17 protein-coding genes and 1 tRNA gene (1 of these 18 only partly in view) are annotated in these 18,386 nt (G+C 60.6%); 12 read left to right on the forward strand and 6 right to left on the reverse strand.

Annotation, left to right across the window (positions count from 1 at the left end; genetic code table 11):
• From ACX82Z_RS03845 to ilvC, 4 genes are all read left to right on the forward strand, one after another.
• Positions 1–1,899 carry a potassium transporter Kup gene (locus tag ACX82Z_RS03845; protein ID WP_459586828.1) on the forward strand — a complete coding sequence of 633 codons (1,899 nt, stop codon included), beginning with the start codon at positions 1–3 and terminating at the stop codon, positions 1,897–1,899.
• Positions 1,900–3,168 carry an FAD-dependent oxidoreductase gene (locus ACX82Z_RS03850; RefSeq protein WP_459586829.1) on the forward strand — a complete coding sequence of 423 codons (1,269 nt, stop codon included), beginning with the start codon at positions 1,900–1,902 and terminating at the stop codon, positions 3,166–3,168.
• Between the two features lie 110 nt (positions 3,169–3,278).
• The gene (locus ACX82Z_RS03855; protein WP_459586830.1) at positions 3,279–3,929 is read left to right on the forward strand and encodes a TetR/AcrR family transcriptional regulator C-terminal domain-containing protein; all 651 of its coding nucleotides are present in this window, start codon (positions 3,279–3,281) and stop codon (positions 3,927–3,929) included.
• Positions 3,930–3,951: 22 nt separating this feature from the next.
• A complete protein-coding gene (gene ilvC / locus ACX82Z_RS03860) occupies positions 3,952–4,971 on the forward strand; it encodes a ketol-acid reductoisomerase (RefSeq protein ID WP_459586831.1) in 1,020 nt (339 codons plus the stop codon).
• A gap of 141 nt (positions 4,972–5,112) precedes the next feature.
• Here ilvC and ACX82Z_RS03865 read toward each other — a convergent pair whose 3' ends face one another.
• The 4 genes from ACX82Z_RS03865 to ACX82Z_RS03880 all read right to left on the reverse strand — a co-directional run bounded on the left by ACX82Z_RS03865 (position 5,113) and on the right by ACX82Z_RS03880 (position 8,827).
• Positions 5,113–5,529 carry a BA14K family protein gene (locus tag ACX82Z_RS03865; protein WP_459586832.1) on the reverse strand — a complete coding sequence of 139 codons (417 nt, stop codon included), beginning with the start codon at positions 5,527–5,529 and terminating at the stop codon, positions 5,113–5,115.
• 61 nt (positions 5,530–5,590) lie between these two features.
• Positions 5,591–6,799, reverse strand: coding sequence for an ABC transporter permease (locus tag ACX82Z_RS03870; RefSeq protein WP_459586833.1), 1,209 nt, complete (start codon positions 6,797–6,799; stop codon positions 5,591–5,593).
• Positions 6,789–7,505, reverse strand: a complete 717-nt coding sequence (locus tag ACX82Z_RS03875) for an ABC transporter ATP-binding protein (RefSeq protein WP_459911612.1) — start codon at positions 7,503–7,505, stop codon at positions 6,789–6,791. Before ACX82Z_RS03875 ends, ACX82Z_RS03870 begins: the two co-directional genes overlap by 11 nt.
• Before the next feature lie 2 nt (positions 7,506–7,507).
• Positions 7,508–8,827 (reverse strand): efflux RND transporter periplasmic adaptor subunit, encoded by a 1,320-nt coding sequence (locus tag ACX82Z_RS03880; protein WP_459586834.1) that lies wholly within the window; start codon positions 8,825–8,827, stop codon positions 7,508–7,510.
• A gap of 256 nt (positions 8,828–9,083) precedes the next feature.
• Here ACX82Z_RS03880 and ACX82Z_RS03885 point away from each other — a divergent pair.
• A tRNA-Lys gene (locus ACX82Z_RS03885) sits at positions 9,084–9,159 on the forward strand.
• Between the two features lie 63 nt (positions 9,160–9,222).
• On the opposite strand, the gene ACX82Z_RS03890 is transcribed toward ACX82Z_RS03885, so the two are convergent.
• Together ACX82Z_RS03890 and ACX82Z_RS03895 are read right to left on the reverse strand one after the other, a co-directional pair.
• Complete coding sequence (locus ACX82Z_RS03890) at positions 9,223–9,624, reverse strand: (R)-mandelonitrile lyase (protein WP_459586835.1); 402 nt, start codon at positions 9,622–9,624, stop codon at positions 9,223–9,225.
• A 79-nt stretch (positions 9,625–9,703) separates the two neighbouring features.
• Positions 9,704–10,255 (reverse strand): acyloxyacyl hydrolase, encoded by a 552-nt coding sequence (locus ACX82Z_RS03895; RefSeq protein ID WP_459586836.1) that lies wholly within the window; start codon positions 10,253–10,255, stop codon positions 9,704–9,706.
• A gap of 326 nt (positions 10,256–10,581) precedes the next feature.
• On the opposite strand from ACX82Z_RS03895, the gene ACX82Z_RS03900 reads away from it, so the two are divergent.
• The 7 genes from ACX82Z_RS03900 to ACX82Z_RS03930 form a co-directional block, all read left to right on the forward strand.
• A complete protein-coding gene (locus ACX82Z_RS03900; RefSeq protein WP_459586837.1) occupies positions 10,582–11,571 on the forward strand; it encodes a VOC family protein in 990 nt (329 codons plus the stop codon).
• 139 nt (positions 11,572–11,710) lie between these two features.
• On the forward strand, positions 11,711–12,559 hold the full coding sequence (purU, locus tag ACX82Z_RS03905; protein ID WP_459586838.1) for a formyltetrahydrofolate deformylase: 849 nt from the start codon (positions 11,711–11,713) through the stop codon (positions 12,557–12,559).
• 29 nt (positions 12,560–12,588) lie between these two features.
• Positions 12,589–13,323, forward strand: a complete 735-nt coding sequence (locus ACX82Z_RS03910) for a GntR family transcriptional regulator (protein ID WP_459586839.1) — start codon at positions 12,589–12,591, stop codon at positions 13,321–13,323.
• 64 nt (positions 13,324–13,387) lie between these two features.
• Positions 13,388–14,800, forward strand: a complete 1,413-nt coding sequence (ligM, locus tag ACX82Z_RS03915) for a vanillate/3-O-methylgallate O-demethylase (RefSeq protein ID WP_459586840.1) — start codon at positions 13,388–13,390, stop codon at positions 14,798–14,800.
• A 148-nt stretch (positions 14,801–14,948) separates the two neighbouring features.
• Positions 14,949–15,740, forward strand: a complete 792-nt coding sequence (locus tag ACX82Z_RS03920; protein ID WP_459586841.1) for an ImuA family protein — start codon at positions 14,949–14,951, stop codon at positions 15,738–15,740.
• Positions 15,631–17,193, forward strand: a complete 1,563-nt coding sequence (locus tag ACX82Z_RS03925) for a Y-family DNA polymerase (protein WP_459586842.1) — start codon at positions 15,631–15,633, stop codon at positions 17,191–17,193. The genes ACX82Z_RS03920 and ACX82Z_RS03925 overlap by 110 nt, the downstream gene beginning before the upstream one ends.
• A protein-coding gene (locus tag ACX82Z_RS03930) for an error-prone DNA polymerase (protein WP_459586843.1) crosses the window boundary here: on the forward strand, positions 17,190–18,386 show its start. 2,154 nt of this gene lie beyond the right edge of the window; only the first 1,197 of its 3,351 coding nucleotides appear in the window; it begins with the start codon at positions 17,190–17,192; its stop codon lies off the right edge, out of view. The genes ACX82Z_RS03925 and ACX82Z_RS03930 overlap by 4 nt, the downstream gene beginning before the upstream one ends.

An 18,386-nucleotide genomic window follows, 5' to 3' on the forward strand; every position in this document is an offset into this window, starting at 1 on the left:
ATGCAGGCGTCCGTCGAAGCAACGTCCCAGCCACCATCGGCTAAAACGCAGGGCACCGGCGCTCTGGCGCTCGCTGCCATCGGCGTCGTCTATGGCGATATCGGGACCAGCCCGATCTATGCCATGCGCGAGGCGATGCGCGCCACGGCCAATCCGGAGCAGTCGACCGATATTGAAGTGCTCGGTGTCCTGTCGATCATCGTCTGGTCGCTAACGCTCATCGTCGCGATCAAATACGTGCTGATCGTGCTTCGCGCCGACAATAACGGTGAGGGCGGCACGCTTTCGCTGATGGCGCTGGCCCGGCAGAACGCCGGCCGGTTTTCGCCGGTCGTGATGCTGCTCGGTATGGCGGGAGCCGGCCTTTTCCTGGGCGATGCGCTGATCACGCCAGCGATTTCGGTTCTCTCTGCGGTCGAGGGGCTCGAAGTCGCGACGCCCACCTTCGCGCCTTACGTCATTCCCATCACGCTCGTCATTCTGGTGGGACTTTTCATCGTCCAAAAACGCGGCACCGCATCGGTGGCGAGCGTTTTCGGGCCGATTACGGCGCTGTGGTTCATCGTTCTCGGCGCACTCGGCCTTTGGCACATCCTTTCCGCACCGCAGGTTCTGGCCGCACTGAACCCTGCCTATGCGGTGGGTTTCCTGTTCGCGCATTCGACCGTCGCGTTCGCTGTGATCGGCGCGGCTTTTCTGGCCGTTACGGGCGCGGAAGCGATCTATGCCGATCTTGGACATTTCGGGCGCAAACCCATCGTTCTGGCATGGTTCGGACTGGTTTTTCCGGCGCTTTTGCTGAACTATTTCGGGCAGGGAGCCTTCATCCTCGCTCACGATGATATTGCCGAACAGCCGCTGTTCCAGATGGTGCCCGAATGGGGCGTCCTGCCGCTTGTCATACTGGCGACGGTGGCGACGATCATCGCCAGCCAGGCTGTCATCACGGGCACGTTCTCGCTGGCCAGTCAGGCGATCCAGCTTGGCATCCTGCCGCGTCTGGCCGTCTTTCACACGTCCGATACGCAATCGGGCCAGATTTTCATGCCGCAGGTCAACGCGCTTTTGCTGATCGGCGTGACGATCCTCGTTCTGGAATTCGGCTCGTCGAGTGCGCTGGCCGGCGCCTACGGTATTTCCGTTACGGGCGAGATGGTCGTCACGGCACTGTTGCTGATCGTCGTCATGCACAAATCGTGGAAATGGCCACTCTTCGCCGTGCTGGCGCTGGTGGTGCCATTCCTTCTTCTCGACCTCGTTTTTCTGGCCGCCAATTCGCTCAAATTTCTCGATGGAGGCTGGGTGTCGGTGGGCGTCGCCATTGCCGCGATGGTCATCATGATAACGTGGAGGCGCGGCAGCGCGCTTCTGTTCCGCAAGACGCGAAAGAGCGAGGTTCCGCTGGAAATCCTGACGGGAAATCTTGCCAAGAAGCGACCAACCATCGTGCCGGGCACAGCGGTGTTCCTGACCAGCGACACCGAGAGCGCGCCGACCGCGCTGATGCACAGCCTCAAGCACTATAAGGTGCTTCACGAACGCAACATCATCCTGACCGTCGCGGCAGTAGAGACCCCTCGTGTCAAAAGAGACGAGCGGATCAAGGTCGAGCCGATCAACGAATTGTTCACGCGCGTCATTCTTCATTTCGGCTATGCGGAGCGTCCGAATGTGCCCAAGGGACTGGCGCATTGTCAGATCGAAGGTTGGAAATTCGATATCATGACGACATCGTTTTTCCTGTCGCGCCGCACGCTGAAGGCGTCCACCCAGTCGGCGATGCCCAACTGGCAGGATCGGCTTTACATCGCGCTTGCGCGCAACGCCTCCGACGCCACCGCTTATTTCCAGATTCCAAGCGGACGGGTGGTCGAAATCGGCACTCAACTGGTGATTTGATTGGCTTCCAGATTTCTTGACATTGCGGTGGTCGGTGCGGGGCCGGCAGGACTTGCGGCCGCGCTTTTTCTTCATCGGGCCGGGCATCGCGTTAGGTGCTTCGAACGTTTCGAGACGCCAAAGCCCGTCGGTTCAGGGCTGATATTGCAGCCGACCGGCCTGACCGTCCTCGAAACCCTGGGTCTTTTGCCGGACATTCTCGCGCTCGGCGCAAGGATCGACAGGCTCCATGGCAGCGACGCCAAAAGCGGGCGAACCGTTCTCGACGTTCGCTACGACGCTGCGCCGGGAATGCGGTTCGGCCTAGCGGTGCACCGGGCGGCGCTGTTTTCCGTTTTGCATCGCGCGGTGACGTCCGAGCGAATCGAAGTCGTCACTGGAACCGATGTTGGGGCCATTGAGCGTCGTGCTGACGGAGCGAGCCTCATAGGATCGGACGACCGGGCAATCGGACAATTCGATCTGGTTGTGGACGCGACGGGTGCGCGCTCACGGCTGAAATCGTTTGTCGGAAAACCGAGCGAAGCGCGGCCTTTGACCTATGGCGCGTTCTGGGCCTCGCTCGATTGGCATGACGATTTCGATCCTCATGCGCTGACGCAGCGATACGACAAGGCGAGCACGATGATCGGCGTCATGCCGATCGGACGCAGTTCGCCGCAGGGAGCGCGGCAAGCGGCGTTTTTCTGGAGCGTGAAGGTGGAGAACGCCGACGCGGTTCGCGCACGGGGGCTTGAATCGTGGAAAGCGACTGTCGCGTCGATATGGCCGGAAACGTACGTCTTTCTCGACCAGATCAACCATTTCGATCAATTGGCGCTTGCGCGCTACGGGCACCACACGCTCGCAATCCCGACTGGACCTCGCTTCGCCGTCATTGGCGATGCGGCGCATTCGACGAGCCCGCAACTGGGGCAGGGGGCGAACATGGCATTGCTGGACGCAGCCGCTTTGGGGGCAGCGTTCGGCAGCGAGAACGATGTCGCTGCTGGCCTTGCAGATTATGCGCGCATGCGCCGGAACCATGTGCGCGTTTTCCAGGCGTTGTCATATCTGCTGACGCCATTTTACCAGTCGGATTCCATCGTCCTGCCTTTCTTCAGGGACCGGCTCGTTGCAAGTCTCGCCAAGGTCTCGCCGGTCCCGCGATTTCTGGCATCGATGGTGGCTGGAACGACGATCGATCCATTCGGTCCCATCGGGTTGGCCGAACATGAATGGGCGTCGTTCTCGCAACCGACAATACGCTCCAAAGAACCTGCAGTCTGATGGCGACAGGATAGTGCCACCCGACATCGATTTCGTGCTTGCCATCGACGCAGGTTTCCTGATATTTGCCGAACCGTACCGTACGGTACTTATTGGGAATTGTATCGATTATGAGCCTGACCGGAAGCGAACAGGATTGGACGGAGCGCCAGAAAGACGTTCTGGACGCCGTTCTCGATCTTCTGGTTTCCGGCGGCGATGGGCTGACCACGGCCGCCGTCGCGCGCAAGGCGAATTGCTCGAAGGAAACGCTCTACAAATGGTTTGGCGACCGTGACGGATTGCTAGCAGCGACCGTGCGCTGGCAGGCGTCGCGCGTGCGCGCCGGCAATTTCGACGCCCAACATCTCGACGCCTCTCAATTGCGCGAAAGCCTCGAAGCGTTCGCGATCAACTGGCTCTCCGTCATCACCAGCCGTACGTCGATTGCGCTCAACCGGGTCGGTGTAAGTCATGCCGGTTCGGGCAAGAGCAATCTTGGCCGGATCGTTCTGGACAATGGCCGCTTCGCTATCGGCGAGCGCCTGAAGCCGCTGCTGGAAGCAGGAAGGGCGAACGGGCTTTTGTCGTTCGACGACACCGAGACGGCGTTTCGCACATTTTTCGGCCTTGTCGGCCGCGACATTCAGATCCGGTTGCTTCTCGGCGACCGGCTGGAAACGACTGAAGCGGAGATCGTGCGGGATGCCGCGCGCGCAACGCAGCAGTTCTTCGCCCTTTACGGGGCATCGGATGCGCCGTCAGCAACGGCAAAACACTAACCAAACAAGGGAAGGAAGCACCATGCGCGTTTACTACGATCGCGACGCCGATCTCAATCTCATCAAGGGCAAGAAGGTCGCCATTATCGGCTATGGCTCTCAGGGACGGGCACACGCGCTCAACCTGAAAGATTCGGGCGCCAAGGATATCGCCATAGGCCTCAAGGCTGGTTCGGCGACCGCCAAGAAGGTGGAAGCGGATGGCCTTAAGGTCATGACCGTCGCCGAGGCCGCCAAGTGGGCAGACCTGATGATGATGGCGACGCCGGACGAGCTTCAGGCGGACATCTACAAGGACGAGATCGCGCCGAACATCCGCGACGGCGCGGCCATTGCATTCGCGCACGGCCTCAACGTGCATTTCGGTCTGATCGAGCCGAAATCGACCGTCGACGTCCTGATGGTTGCGCCGAAAGGCCCCGGCCACACCGTTCGCGGTGAATACCAGAAGGGCGGTGGCGTTCCGTGCCTCGTTGCCGTTCATCAGGACGCATCGGGCAACGCGCTCGATCTCGGCCTTTCCTATGCCTGCGGCGTTGGCGGCGGCCGTTCGGGCATCATCGAGACGAACTTCAAGGAAGAGTGCGAGACAGACCTTTTCGGTGAGCAGGTCGTCCTGTGCGGTGGCATCGTCGAACTCATCCGCGCTGGTTTCGAGACGCTGGTGGAAGCCGGTTATGCGCCGGAAATGGCCTATTTCGAGTGCCTGCACGAAGTGAAGCTCATCGTCGACCTCATCTATGAGGGCGGCATCGCCAACATGAACTACTCGATCTCGAACACCGCTGAATGGGGCGAATACGTTTCGGGTCCGCGCATCATCACCGCCGAGACCAAGAAGGAGATGAAGCGCGTTCTGGACGATATTCAGACGGGCAGGTTCACCTCGGAATGGATGCAGGAATACCGTTCCGGCATGGCCCGCTTCAAGGGCATCCGCCGCCGCAACGATGCGCATCAGATCGAGGAAGTCGGCGAGAAGCTGCGCGGCATGATGCCGTGGATCGCCAAGAACAAGCTGGTGGACAAGGCGAAGAACTAATCACGATCCACGTTTTTTGGCTGCGCGTCCTCGGCTGTGCCTGCGGGCCGCGGTGATCGCCAAGAACAAGCTGGTCGACAAGGCGAAAAATTAAGCCTTCTTGTCACATGGTTTTAAAAGGCCGCCCTCGGGCGGCCTTTTTCATTGGTAAGGGGAAACGCAGACCCGGCGCTGGCCGCGTGGCGGAAGGAACGAGTTGTCGGACGCGCGGTAAGAGGCGTAACGCGTCTGGCACCACTGGACGTGGGCGAATGGGAAGGTCGGCATTGCAACCGGCCCCGAAACGACGCGGCGTCCGCCATAGACATACGGCGCGACCGGTTGGGTCGCTGCCGGGTGTGGCGGATAGAACCAGCTTGCATCGTCGAGCGGATATTCGAACCCTTTATAGGGCAGGGGCGGACTGCCCAGTTCCTCGACGATGATGGCTTGCGGAACGACCGCAACCGGCGGCGGCGCGACGAATACCGGCGCGCCTCGCGGCTGCAGCATGTCGGCTGCAAAGGCCGTTCCTGCCATCATGGATATGGCGATGGTCAATGACAGAAGTCGCGTCACGTCAGGCTCCCGGTAAGATCGGCTGCCAGACTAGCGGGGCGATCTTGTACGAGGCTTGAGCCTATTCGTGCCTGAGCGCGACGATCGGGTCGAGGCGCGCACCGCGCAGCGCCGGGAAGAAGCCGAAGACCATGCCGATCAGTCCCGAAAATCCGACGGCGAGCGCGATGACGGCAAGGCTCGGCACGAAGGGAATGCCAAGTCCGGCGGCGGCGAGCGCGGCTAGTGCAAGGCCGATGATCACGCCGATGATGCCGCCAAGAACGGACAGGATCGTCGCCTCGACAAGGAATTGCAGGAGGATGTGACGCTCGTGAGCGCCGATGGCGAGTCGGATGCCGATCTCGCGGGTGCGCTCCGTTACCGAGACGAGCATGATGTTCATGATGCCAATGCCGCCGACGAGTAGGCTGACGCTGGCGAGTGCGCCGAGCATTCCGGTCATCACCGTCGTGGTGCTCGTCACCGCGTCGGCGATCTGCGTCATGTCGCGCACTTGGAAATTATCTTCCTGGCCTGGCGCGATGCGGCGATTGTGACGTAGCAAATCCTCAATGTCGGAAACGACGGCGGTAGTCGAAACGCCGTCCTGCGCGGCGACGAAGATCGTGCCGATGTCGCGGTTGCCGGCTATGCGGCGCTGGAACGTGGGAAGCGGCATGAGCACCGTCGCGTCCTGATCCTGTCCGAACCCGGTCGTACCCTTAGCCTCCAGAATGCCGATTACCCGGCAACTCATCTGGCCGACACGGATGGGCTGGTCGAGCGGATCGCCGCCGCCGAAAAGCGTCGTGCGAACGGTCTGTCCGATGAGGCAGACATTGCCGCCTGAATTTGCCTCCTGATCGGTGAAGGCGCGGCCGAACGAGACGTTCCAGTTCCGCGCGGTCAGATATTCGGTATCGGTGCCGGTGACTTCCGCGTTCAGATTGTCGGCGCCGTAGACGATGCGCACCTGTCGCTGAGAGGCACCGGAAACGGCGTCTACACCGGAAAGCCCGGTGGAAAGCGCGTGAAGATCGGTCGCGTCGAGGCGACGGGGCGTGAAATTCGTCGTGCCACCGCGCGAGGGTCGCGCGGACGAGACCATCAGGAGGTTGCTCCCGAGATTGGAGATGTCCTGCTTCACCTTCTCGGTCGTTCCCGACCCGACCGTGACCATGGCGATGACGGCGGCGACACCGATGACGATGCCGAGCAAGGTCAGGAAAGAGCGCAGCGCGTTACGGCGCACGGAGCGAAGCGCGAGCCGGACCGTCTCAAGCAACATGGGCCGGCTCCGTGTTGACGCGGTCATAGGCGATGTTCCCGTCGAGGAACCCCACAGTGCGATCGGCGAAGGCCGCTATATCGGCCTCGTGCGTGACCATCACAATGGTCAGGCCCTGATCGCGATTGAGACCGGTCAGAAGGTCCATGATTTCGTGGCTTCGGGCAGTGTCGAGATTGCCGGTCGGCTCGTCGGCGACGAGAAGCATCGGGCTTGCCACGATGGCGCGGGCAATCGCTACGCGCTGCTGCTGGCCGCCCGAAAGCTCACCGGGCGTGTGGTTTTCACGGCCCTGCAAGCCGACTTTTGCCAATGCGTCCATTGCCAGCGCGCGTCGTTCGCGCGGAGCGACGCCACGATAGATCAGCGGTAGCTCAACATTTTCGGCCGCCGTCGTGCGGGCGAGGAGATTGTAGCCCTGAAACACGAAGCCGATATAAAGATTGCGCAGGACGGCGCGCCGGCCCCGATCGAGCGTACCGGCGTCGACACCGAGAAAATCGTAGCGGCCGGCGCTCGGCGTATCGAGGCATCCGATGATGTTCATCGCAGTCGATTTGCCCGAACCGGACGGCCCCATAATCGCGACGAATTCACCGCGCCTGATGGAAAGATCGACGCCGGCGAGTGCATCGACGCGTGCCTCGCCGCTGCCGTAGCTTTTCCAGACCTTGGCGAAGGAGAGCAGAGGCGGGTCCAAATGCATGTTCATGGCGTCGCCGTCCCGGTGCCCAGAACGACCTGCGCGCCTGCATCCAGTCCGTCGACTATTTCCACCTGATCGCCGGCCGTTGCACCTGTGCGAACACGAACAGGCTGCGGCGCTCCATTTTCCAGCACGTAGAGCGTGCGTTGCGACGGGTCCGCTTGTCCGCGCGGGCCATCCAGTCCCGTTCCGCCACGCGGACCTCGACCCATACCCATGCGCGGCGGCGAAAAAAGAGCCTGCAACCCGAAGCCGGACGATGTGGGGCGCTCGACCGCCGGGCTGAACCTGAAGGCGGATGCCGGCACGAGCAGCACGTCGGTGTCCTCGCGCGTCACGATGTCGACGGTCGCCGTCATTCCAGGCCGCAGAAGCAATTCGTCATTGTCTACCGCGAGGCGTGCCTCGTAGGTGACGACGCCTTCGGTGACGACCGAGGCATATGCGATGTCGCTGATGGCCGCGTCGAACCGGCGCGAGGGGAACGCGTCGACCGTGAAGCGTGCCTGCTGGCCTTCGGCGATCTGTCCAATATCTGCCTCGTCGATCGCAGCTTTCAGCTCCATCCGCTCGAGATTTTCCGCGATGACGAAGAGAACGGGCGCCTGCGTCGAGGCGGAGACGGTCTGGCCGGGATTCACCGCGCGCGTCAGGACGATGCCGTCGATCGGCGCATAGATGGTGCTGTTGGCAAGGTCTGCCTGTTGCAGTTTGACGTCCGCCTCGGCGACCGCCTGATTTGCCTGTGCGATGGCGACTGCACTGTCTGCGCGTTCGAAGGCAGCCTTGGCCGTGTCCAGCGTCTGGTCGGCGACCATGCCACGGCTCGACAATTGCTCTGCGCGCGTCAGCGCCTGCCGTGTTTCGTTGAGCGTTACCTGCGCATCGAGCACGCGTGCGGCCGTTGCCGCGACATTCGCTTCGGCGCGTTCGATCTGCGCTTCGATGCGGTTCGTGTCGAGGACGGCAAGCACGTCACCGGCGGCGACACGCTGGTTTTCATCGACCGCGACAGAGCGGACCACGCCGGAAAGCTCGGTGGAGACGTCGACCTGTGTCAGCGGTGCAAGCGTGCCGGTTGCCGATACCTGCACCGTCAAGGGACCGCGCTCGACCGGGGCCGTGCGATAGGTGATTTGTGGTGTCGATGGTTGCGAGAAATAGACGTAGGACCCCGCAGCCGCAAAGCCGACCAGAAGCGCGATGGCGAGCGGCCAGCGGCGGCGTTTGCGCGTGCTTTTGTTCAGGCCGAGCGCATCGGCGATCGGCGGTGTGTTGGCGTCGGAAGACGAGCCTTGCGGACGGCCGGCAATCTGATCCATGTGACGAAGCCTGGCGCTCGATATGTCCCTATACGATGACAGATCGCCTCTAAGCGGCACGATTACAAATTAAAATTTGGCCATGTATGCCGGGGATAGAGGTCGGCACGTTGTTTGCGAGGCCGTTTGTATTCATGCGACGGGTGCCAAAAGGGTAGCCTACTGATGCGAAAAACTTTTGCCGGGGTGCTGGACAGCGAAAAGATGAGTGGCTATAGACGCGGCTTCTTCGAAACGCCTCGGCGTCTCGGTGGCCGGGTGATTAGCTCAGTTGGTAGAGCAGCTGACTCTTAATCAGCGGGTCGTAGGTTCGATCCCTACATCACCCACCATTTTCAAGCATTTAGCTTGGGCTATTTATATCTCACTTTAATGACGGTCTTTCTTGGCGCGGGTTAGCCGCGCCCTGCATATTGATCGTCCGTGACGGGTTCCAGCCATTCGACATTGCTGTCGTCCAGCGCCTCATGGATGGCGATATGTGTCATGGCCGTATCCGGACCGGCACCGTGCCAGTGCTTCTCGCCCGCTGCGATCCAGATCGAGTCGCCCGGATTGATCGGCTGAATTTCTTCTCCCTCCTTCTGGATCAGGCCCGACCCGGAAACGACGTGCAGCGTCTGCCCGAGCGGATGGGTATGCCAGTTGGTTCGTGCGCCCGGATCGAAGCGAACGATGACCGAACGCACGCGGGCTGGCGCTTCCGCCTCGATGATCGGTTCCTGCCAGACTGAGCCGGTGAAATATTCCGACGAGGCGCGTTTTGTCGGAACCGTGCCGTTGCGTCGAATATCCATCGTTTTCCCTTTCCAGGCGTCTTTCTGCTCATTCCTTGTCAAGATGAAGCCGGAACGGTCGTCGATCAAGTGCGATCGATCAGAAACGATAGCCCAGGCGGACACCCACCGATTCCAGTCCGTTATTGGCGCTGGCCAGTCCGGCGTTCGAGAAGTGGTTCAAATAGACCTGGGCGGTGACCTGTTCGGTGAAGTCGTACCCGATGCTGGCTTGCAGATGAAACAGCACCGGCGATCCGAGGTCCTTGACCCGCCCGTCATCGAGCACGATGCGCTCGTCGGAGTTGAGGGAGCCGCCAACGCTGAACCCGACATAGAACCTTTCGGCGAAATAGGCTTCCCAGTTGAGGCCGGCATAGACGACATGGATCGGATCGTCCGCGATCGCGGCATCGAAGCCGATATATGGGCGGGGTGAGCCTATGGCGCCCAGAAAGTCGGGGGCGGGCGCAAGAACCTCCCCGTTGATGACGGCACCTGGAAGTTGCTGCCGCGTAAACGGGCCGGCATCGAACGCGCCGACGCCGAATCTGACTTCCCATCGATCGGAGTTTCGACCGAATTCCTGCGAATGGGCGGTGAATGTGGCGGCGAGAAAAATGGCGGGAACGACTGCAGCAAGTCTGGACAATTTCGTGCTCCCCGGCAACGAAAACCCTATTCTTCAATCGCTAGCCAAACAAATGATTCGCAGGAAGAGCGTTGCGATTGTCCGCTATAGATATTCGCCGGGAGTTGCCGATCGTCCACACATGCGGGAGGGCTTGCGCTTCAGTCGCCACAGCTTTGTGCCAAACCGTCACGTTCCATCGAATTCGTCTTATGTATACATGGATTGGTCTGTGCATCAGCGTTGTGATAGGATTAGCTTAAAATGACCGATTGGTTCATCGTGGCGTGATCTCGCTATGTATGCATCATCGTTCCGGAGGAATTTAGGGAGGAGACCGAAATGCAATGTCGTCTAACGCCATCTTGGTGCCGATCGTGAAGGAACCGTGTTTCGATGTCGCTCATCTGGGGCATGTGGAACTCTACACCGACAGGTTCGAGGAAAGCCTCGATTTCTTCACGCGGGTCTATGGGCTGACCGCGAGTCTCGTCGAAGATGGGTGTGCCTGGCTGCGAGCCTTCGACGATTACGAGTTTCACACGCTGAAGCTAACCCGCCACCATACGACAGGCGTGGGGCACGTCGCCTACCGCACTTCCTCACAGCAGGCGCTTGAACGGCGCGTGAAGGTGATCGAGGCGATGGGTTGCGGTATCGGCTGGGTCGATGGCGACGAGGGGCATGGCCGGGCCTACCGGTTCACCGATCCCGACGGTCATATCTTCGAACTCTATTACGATACGCGCGTCTACGAGCCGCCGGAGGACGAGCGTCCGGCGCTGAAGAACATCGCGCAGCGCTATCACGGCCGGGGTTGTTCGCCGCGCCGCCTCGACCATCTCAACCTTCTTGCGACCGACGTGTCGGCCATTCGCGATTTCATGGTCGAGGCGTTGGGCAGCCGTGTGACCGAACAGATCCGGCTGGACAATGGCCGCCTCGGCGGCTGCTGGTTCACGGTCAACAACAAGAGCTACGACATCGCCTATTCGGAAGATCATTCGGGCGCAAAGGGGCGGTTTCATCACGTCACCTACGCCGTCGACCAGCGCGAGGATATCCTTCGCGCTGCCGACATCTTTCTGGAAAACGGCGTCCATATCGAGACCGGGCCGCATAAGCACGCGATTCAGGGCACTTTCTTTCTTTATGTCTGGGAGCCGGCCGGCAACCGCGTCGAGCTTGCCAATGCGGGTGCGCGGCTGATCCTGCGGCCCGACTGGCCGACCGTGACCTGGACGGAAGCCGAGCGCAGGAAGGGGCAGGCCTGGGGCCTGAAAACGATCGAGACGTTTCACACTCATGGAACGCCGCCGGTCGACGGGCGCAGATGAGCACCGGTGAGATGACGGTCATCGCGACGATTTGCGACGGAAACGTCACCCGTGCGGCGGTTTTGAGAACGGCACGAAAGCTGTTCGACGGTACCATCTTTGGCAGACCATATGATTCAGGGGTTCAAGAGGGACACGAATGACGCATTACATACTGACGCTTCGCTGCAAGAACCGCAGCGGGATCGTTGCATCCGTTGCCGCCTGCGTCGCCGACAATGGCGGTGACATCACCGAGGCTCATCAGTTCGACGACGCAGAGACCGGCAACTTCTTCATGCGCGTCGAATTTTCGATGGAAGAGCCTGAAGAAAGCTTTCGCAATGCCATCGCGCCGGTCGTCGACCGTTTCGGGCTTGATTTGACGCTTCGGCGCGCGGGCGACAAGCGCAAGGTGCTGTTGCTTGTCTCGAAATTCGATCACTGCCTCGGCGATCTCCTCTACCGCACGCGCATCGGCGAACTCGACATGGAAGTCGTGGGCATCGTCGGAAATCACCCGCTTGCGGCGCTGAACCTGACGCTCACGAACGGGCTCGCCTATCACCATCTGCCGATCACAAAAGACACCAAGGCGCAGCAGGAAGCTCAGATCAAGGAACTGATCGAGGAGACGGGCGCGGAACTCGTCGTTCTTGCGCGCTACATGCAGGTCCTTTCGGAGGAGTTCTCGTCCTATCTGTCCGGCCGCTGCATCAATATCCACCACTCGTTCCTGCCCGGCTTCAAGGGCGCCAAGCCCTACCATCAGGCGCATGAGCGCGGTGTGAAGATGATCGGCGCGACCGCGCATTACGTCACCGACGATCTCGACGAAGGGCCGATCATCAGTCAGGACGTCGAGCATGTTACTCATGCGGACCGGCCGGACGATCTGGTGCGAAAGGGGCGCGACATCGAACGCCGCGTGCTCTCGCGTGCCGTCGCATTGCACCTTGAAGACCGGGTGCTGATCAACGGGCAGAAAACCGTCGTGTTCGGTAAATAGCGAACTTAGGGGCGAGGGGAGAACTGGCGATGAAGGAAAGCGAAGGAGCAACGCACGGTCGCCGCGCCGTCATCCAGCTTCGTGAGAAGATTCTGGGTGGCGAATATCCCGGCGGTACGCGTCTCTTTGAGGTGCAGCTTGCCGAGGCGCTCGACATTTCCCGTACGCCGGTTCGCGAGGCGATGTCGCGGCTGGCCGAGGAAGGGCTTTTGGAGCGCGTTCCCAATGGCGGGTTCGTGGTCCGCTCCTTCAGCTATGACGACGTTATCGACGCGATCGAAATCCGCGGCGTGCTCGAAGGCACGGCCGCGCGGCTCGCCGCCGAGCGTGGTGCCGATCCTTCCGTGCTGTGTCAGATCAAGGATACGCTGGACGAGATCGACGGCTGTTTCGGCGAACGTGCCGACGATGTCGATTTCGACCGTTATGCCGATCTCAACGAACGTTTCCACAACGATCTGGCGCGGCTTGCCGGCAGCGACACCATCCGCCGCGAGGTCGAGCGTGCCTCCTCACTGCCTTTCGCCTCACCATCGGCCTTCCTTCCGGACAAGACCGAGATCGGCAAGTTTCGCCGGTCCCTTCGTTTTGCGCAGGAGCAGCATCGGGCGCTCGTGGATGCCATCGAGGCACGCGAAAGCGCGCGTGCGGAGGCCATTGCACGCGAGCATGCGCGGATCGCGCGCCGCAATCTTGAATACATCGTTGCCGAAGACCCCGACCTGATGGCGCAGATTCGCGGGATGGCGCTCATCCGTGCCTGAAAGCTCTGGCCAAAAGCCAAGCTTTATGTATACATGGCCTCCATTCGAAAGGGAGGTCCTTGAAATGGCACTATCAAGCCTGAGCAGCGTTCTCGAGCAAAATCCTAACACCGTCGAACTCCTGCGGAACTCGCGGATCGGCATGTATGTATACCCGGTCGTCGCACCGGAGTTCGCCAACTGGCGCGACGAGCAGAGAGCCTGGCGCGAAGGCGCGGTGCTTTTCGATCAGTCGCACCACATGGACGAGCTGATCGTCGAAGGTCCCGAGGCGGAGAAGTTTCTCGCCTATCACGGCGTCAATTCGTTTTCGAATTTCGATCTGAACCGCGCCAAGCACTTCGTTCCTGTCACGCCGAACGGCCATGTGATCGGCGATCACATCATTTTCCGCGAGCGTGAGGACAAGTTCATCCTCGTCGGGCGCGCGCCGACCTCGAACTGGCTGATGTTCTGCGCGGCCTATGGCAAGTGGAACGTGCGCATCAAGCACGATCCCCGCTCGCCGTCGCGGCCCGAAGGCGAGCGCGTCCTGCGCACGCATTACCGCTACCAGATTCAGGGACCGGAAGCGCCGAAGATCTTCGAGAAGATGAATGGCGGGCCGATCCCCGACATCAAGTTCTTCCATGTCGACCAGATCAATGTCGGCTCGAAGAAAGTGCAGGCGTTGCGCCACGGCATGTCGGGCGCGCCGGGTCTGGAAATCTGGGGTCCCTACGAAGACAAGAGCTATATCCTTGCCGCCATTCTTCAGGCGGCGAAGGATGCGGGCGTCGATCTGGTTCGGTGCGGATCGCGCGCCTATTCCACCAACACGCTGGAATCGGGCTGGATTCCGTCACCGCTGCCGGGCATCTACACGGGTGACGGCATGCTTGCAGCCTATCGCGACTGGCTGGGTGCGGACTCCTATGAGGCGACCGGCGCAATCGGCGGCAGCTTCGTCTCCGACAATATCGAGGACTATTACGTCACGCCGTTCGAACTCGGCTACGACTTCTATATCGGCTGGAAGAAGGATGACTTCATCGGAAAGCAGGCGCTTGAGAAGATGAAGGGCCAGACGAACCGCAAGAAGGTGACCTTCGAGTGGAACGCGGAGGATGTCGTGGAGGTCATCGCGTCGGCTTTCCGTCCGGGAGAGGACCATTACAAGTGGATCGACTTCCCGCAACCGAACTATGCCTCGACTTCGGCAGACATGGTTTTGCGGGACGGCAAACAGGTCGGCATGTCGATGTTCAACGGCTACAGCTACAATGAACGCTGCATGCTTTCGCTCGGCATCGTCGATGCGGATGTGCAGGAAGGCGATGTTCTGACGATGATCTGGGGCGAGCCGGATGGCGGCTCGGGCAAGACATCGACGGAACGGCACAAGCAGGCCGAAATCCGTGTGCGCGTTTCGCCGACGCCCTATTCCAGCGAAGCGCGCGAGAACTACGCCGATAGCTGGCGCACCAAAAAGGGCTGAGGCTTTTTCATGCAGAAAACGAGACGGCACCTTCGGGTGCCGTTTTGCTTTGTGGAATGGTTTCCCGTTCGGAAGATCACGTTTTTTCGAGGCGCGTTGACTCCTGTCCGAGGTTGAGTCCTTAATAGAACAAAACAGGAACAATGATATGAACAGGCAACGCGAGATCCACGCGCTGCGCGAACGTCTTTCCGCTTTGGAGCCGGCTGGCCTGCTCGGGCCGGAAAGCCGGTTTACGCTTGGTTTGCAAAGCATCGACGAGGTGATCGGCGGCGGCTTGTCGCGCGCGGCATTGCATGAAGTGATCGGCGGCGGCAGTGCAGATGCGGCGGCGGCGATCGGCTTCGTCACGGGGCTTGCCTTAAGGGCAGGCGGACCGTCCCGCCCGATGCTGTGGGTGCGCCAGACGATCGGCGATGCCGAGGCAGGCAAGCTTTATCCGCACGGTCTTCTGGAGATGGGGCTCGATCCGGGATCGATGGTTCAGGTTCGCCTGAAGGATGCGGCAGCGGTTTTGCGGGCCGGGATCGAAGGCGTTCGGTGCGAGGCGCTCGCCTGCGTCGTCATCGAAATCTGGGGCAACCCGAAAGCCCTCGACCTGACGGCTACGCGCCGTCTTGCACTCGGCTCGGAGGAAAGCGGGGTGCCCGTTTTTCTCCTGCGATTTTGCCAAAATGTCGAGCCGAGCGCTGCGGCGACGCGCTGGCAGGTGGCCTCTCTTACCTCGCGGCCGCTTGAAGCGGACGCACCCGGGCACCCTGCTTTCAATGTCACTCTCTTGAGGCAGCGCGCAGGCGCGTGCGGTCTTAGCTGGAAGATGGAGTGGAACCGTGAAGAACAGCATTTCGAGGAACAGGCGCTATCTCGCGCTGTGGCTTCCCTTCCTTTCGACCGAACGGATCAAGCGGCTGGCGAAACGCGCTGGCGGCAGGCGGGATGAACGGCCGATGGTGGTGGCTGCACTTCAGGCAAACGCCATGCGCCTCGTCGCAGCCGACCCGAAAGCGCTTGCGCTCGGACTTCGGCCGGGGCTCGGTCTTGCTGATGCGCGGGCGCGTGTGCCCGTCATGGAGGTTCACGAGCATGAGCCGGACGCCGATCTGAGGCTTTTGCATCATGTCGCCGATTGGTGCGATCGCTATACGCCCGTCATCGCTGAAGAGACGTCCGACACGCTGATCCTCGAAATCGCGGGCTCGGTGCATCTTTTCGGCAGCGAGGCGCGGCTTTGCAAGGATATCGAGCGGCGGCTTGGGAAAATGGGCCTGACAGTGCGCACCGCGATCGCCGGTACGTCGCTTTGCGCGCGCGCGATCGCCCGTTTCGACGGTGGCGGCATCGTCGACACCGGTAAGGAAAGGGAGCGCGTGTCGGCGTTGCCCGTCGCGGCGCTCGAAATGGAGGAAGAGACGATTGTCGCCCTGCGCCGCGCCGGTTTGATGACGGTCGAAGATGTCGCCGCCCGCCCGATCAAGCCGCTTGCGGCCCGGTTCGGTGCCGAATTCGTCCGGCGTTTGCAGGGCGTGATCGGCGAGTTCGATCCGCCGCTTCAACCGCGTCGGCCGCTGCCGCTCTTCATATCCGAACAGCGGTTTGCCGATCCGATCGGATTGGAGGAGGACATCGCCGCCGCTTTCGATTTTCTTGCACGCGGCCTCTGTCTGGTTCTGGAGCGCGAAGGGCAGGGCGGGCGGGCGTTCGAGGCGACATTCTTTCGTGCAGACGGGGCAACGCGGCGCATCGAGGCGCTTGTCGGCCGACCCTTGCGCGATCCCGAGGCTTTGAAAAAGCTCTTCATGACGCGTCTCGACGCTTTGGCCGACCCGGTCGATCCCGGTTTCGGTTTCGACATGATCCGTCTTTGCGTTCTGGCGGCGGAAAGCCTCGATGGGACGCAGATACGTTTCGAGCGCGACACCGTGAAAGAGGGAGCTGTTGCGGATCTGGTCGACCGGTTGAGCGCGCGGTTCGGTGCGGGCGCGGTCGAGCGCTTCCTGCCGGTCGACAGCCATGTTCCCGAACGTGCGGCCAAGCGCGCGCCGATGATCGGCGATCGTGCAAGCGCCGGGCAATGGCTTGCGAGCCCGCCCGACGAGCCGCCCCTGCGTCCGATCCTCATCTTTACCCCGCCGCAGCCTGTCGAAACCATCGCCGAAGTTCCCGAAGGACCGCCCTACCGGTTTCGCTGGCGGCGCGGGCTGCATGAGATAACGAATGTCGAAGGACCGGAGCGCGTTTCGCCCGAATGGTGGAAGTGCGAAAAGGAACCTAAGACCCGCGATTATTATCGTGTCGAGGACAGGCAGGGCCATCGTTACTGGCTTTACCGCGAGGGGCTTTATGTGCGCGAACCGGGAGATGTGCGCTGGTTCATTCAGGGGCTGTTTCCATGACGGCCTATGCCGAACTTGCGACAACCACCAACTTTTCCTTCCTGCGCGGCGCGTCGCATCCCAAGGAGATGCTGTTGGCTTCATTGCTTCTTGGTCATAACGGCATCGGCATCGCCGACCGCAACACGGTGGCGGGTGTCGTGCGCGCCTATGCGGCACTCAAGGAATTACGCAACGGTGAGATACCGCTAGACAAGACACGTGAAGGGTCCGGGCCCGGTGAATATGTCTGGGAAATTCCCGGTATTCTGGAAAATATCGAAGTGGATATCAAGAAGCTGAAGGACCATGCTGAGCGCTTCACGCTGGCGGTCGGGACCCGATTTGTGTTTGCAGATGATACGCCCGACATCATCGCCTATCCGGAAAATCGTGAAGGGTGGGGCGCGCTATGCCGACTTTTGACGATTGGTAATCGGCGAACGAAGAAAGGCGACTGCATTCTTTATATCGATGATCTCGCTGCCCACTGTCGATCATTGCTTCTTGTTGTCATGCCTCAAAAGGATTTTTCAGTCTTGCCGCCCGTTTTGGCGCGGCTCTCTAGAGCCGGGGGAATATGGCTAGGCGGGACAATTCTTTACAATGGATATGACCGACGCAGACTGGCCAAACTGAATACGGTGGCACAGGTGTCCGGCGTGCCGCTCTTGGCTGTCAATGACGTGCTTTATTATTCGCCCGATCAGCGTGATCTGCAGGACGTTCTCACATGCATTTGCAAAGGCAAGACGATCGAGACCGCCGGGAAACTGTTGCTTGCCAATGCAGAGCGTCATTTGAAGCCACCAGATCAGATGGCACGACTTTTTCGTGATTACCCGCAGGCTGTTTTTGAAACGCAGCACCTTCTCGCCCGCGTTGAGTTTTCACTTGAGGAATTGAAATACGAATATCCCGACGAACCTATTCCGCCCGGCTGGAATCCCATGGGCTGGCTTGAGGAATTGACATGGCGACGCGCGGATTTGCGCTATAACGGCCGTGTTCCATCCAAGGTAGTCGATGCGATCTGCAAAGAACTCGCTCTTATCGAGAAGTTGGATTACGCGCGATATTTCCTGACCATTTATGATATTGTCCAGAAAGCTGAAGAATTTGGAATTCTTTGCCAAGGCCGAGGATCCGCAGCAAACTCCGCTGTTTGCTATGCGCTGGGCATCACTTCGATAGATCCGGCAACAAGCGAGCTT

The sequence above is a fragment of the Aliihoeflea sp. PC F10.4 genome, from assembly GCF_054612275.1.

What these genes read in the sequence shown, in the direction of transcription:
- ACX82Z_RS03845 (WP_459586828.1), top strand. Translation starts at nt 1, where the DNA reads ATGCAGGCGTCCGTCGAAGCAACGTCCCAGCCACCATCGGCTAAAACG.
- ACX82Z_RS03855 (WP_459586830.1), top strand. Translation starts at nt 3,279, where the DNA reads ATGAGCCTGACCGGAAGCGAACAGGATTGGACGGAGCGCCAGAAAGAC.
- ilvC (WP_459586831.1), top strand. Translation starts at nt 3,952, where the DNA reads ATGCGCGTTTACTACGATCGCGACGCCGATCTCAATCTCATCAAGGGC.
- ACX82Z_RS03870 (WP_459586833.1), bottom strand. Translation starts at nt 6,799, where the DNA reads ATGTTGCTTGAGACGGTCCGGCTCGCGCTTCGCTCCGTGCGCCGTAAC.
- ACX82Z_RS03875 (WP_459911612.1), bottom strand. Translation starts at nt 7,505, where the DNA reads ATGCATTTGGACCCGCCTCTGCTCTCCTTCGCCAAGGTCTGGAAAAGC.
- ACX82Z_RS03880 (WP_459586834.1), bottom strand. Translation starts at nt 8,827, where the DNA reads ATGGATCAGATTGCCGGCCGTCCGCAAGGCTCGTCTTCCGACGCCAAC.
- ACX82Z_RS03890 (WP_459586835.1), bottom strand. Translation starts at nt 9,624, where the DNA reads ATGGATATTCGACGCAACGGCACGGTTCCGACAAAACGCGCCTCGTCG.
- ACX82Z_RS03900 (WP_459586837.1), top strand. Translation starts at nt 10,582, where the DNA reads ATGTCGTCTAACGCCATCTTGGTGCCGATCGTGAAGGAACCGTGTTTC.
- purU (WP_459586838.1), top strand. Translation starts at nt 11,711, where the DNA reads ATGACGCATTACATACTGACGCTTCGCTGCAAGAACCGCAGCGGGATC.
- ACX82Z_RS03910 (WP_459586839.1), top strand. Translation starts at nt 12,589, where the DNA reads ATGAAGGAAAGCGAAGGAGCAACGCACGGTCGCCGCGCCGTCATCCAG.
- ligM (WP_459586840.1), top strand. Translation starts at nt 13,388, where the DNA reads ATGGCACTATCAAGCCTGAGCAGCGTTCTCGAGCAAAATCCTAACACC.
- ACX82Z_RS03920 (WP_459586841.1), top strand. Translation starts at nt 14,949, where the DNA reads ATGAACAGGCAACGCGAGATCCACGCGCTGCGCGAACGTCTTTCCGCT.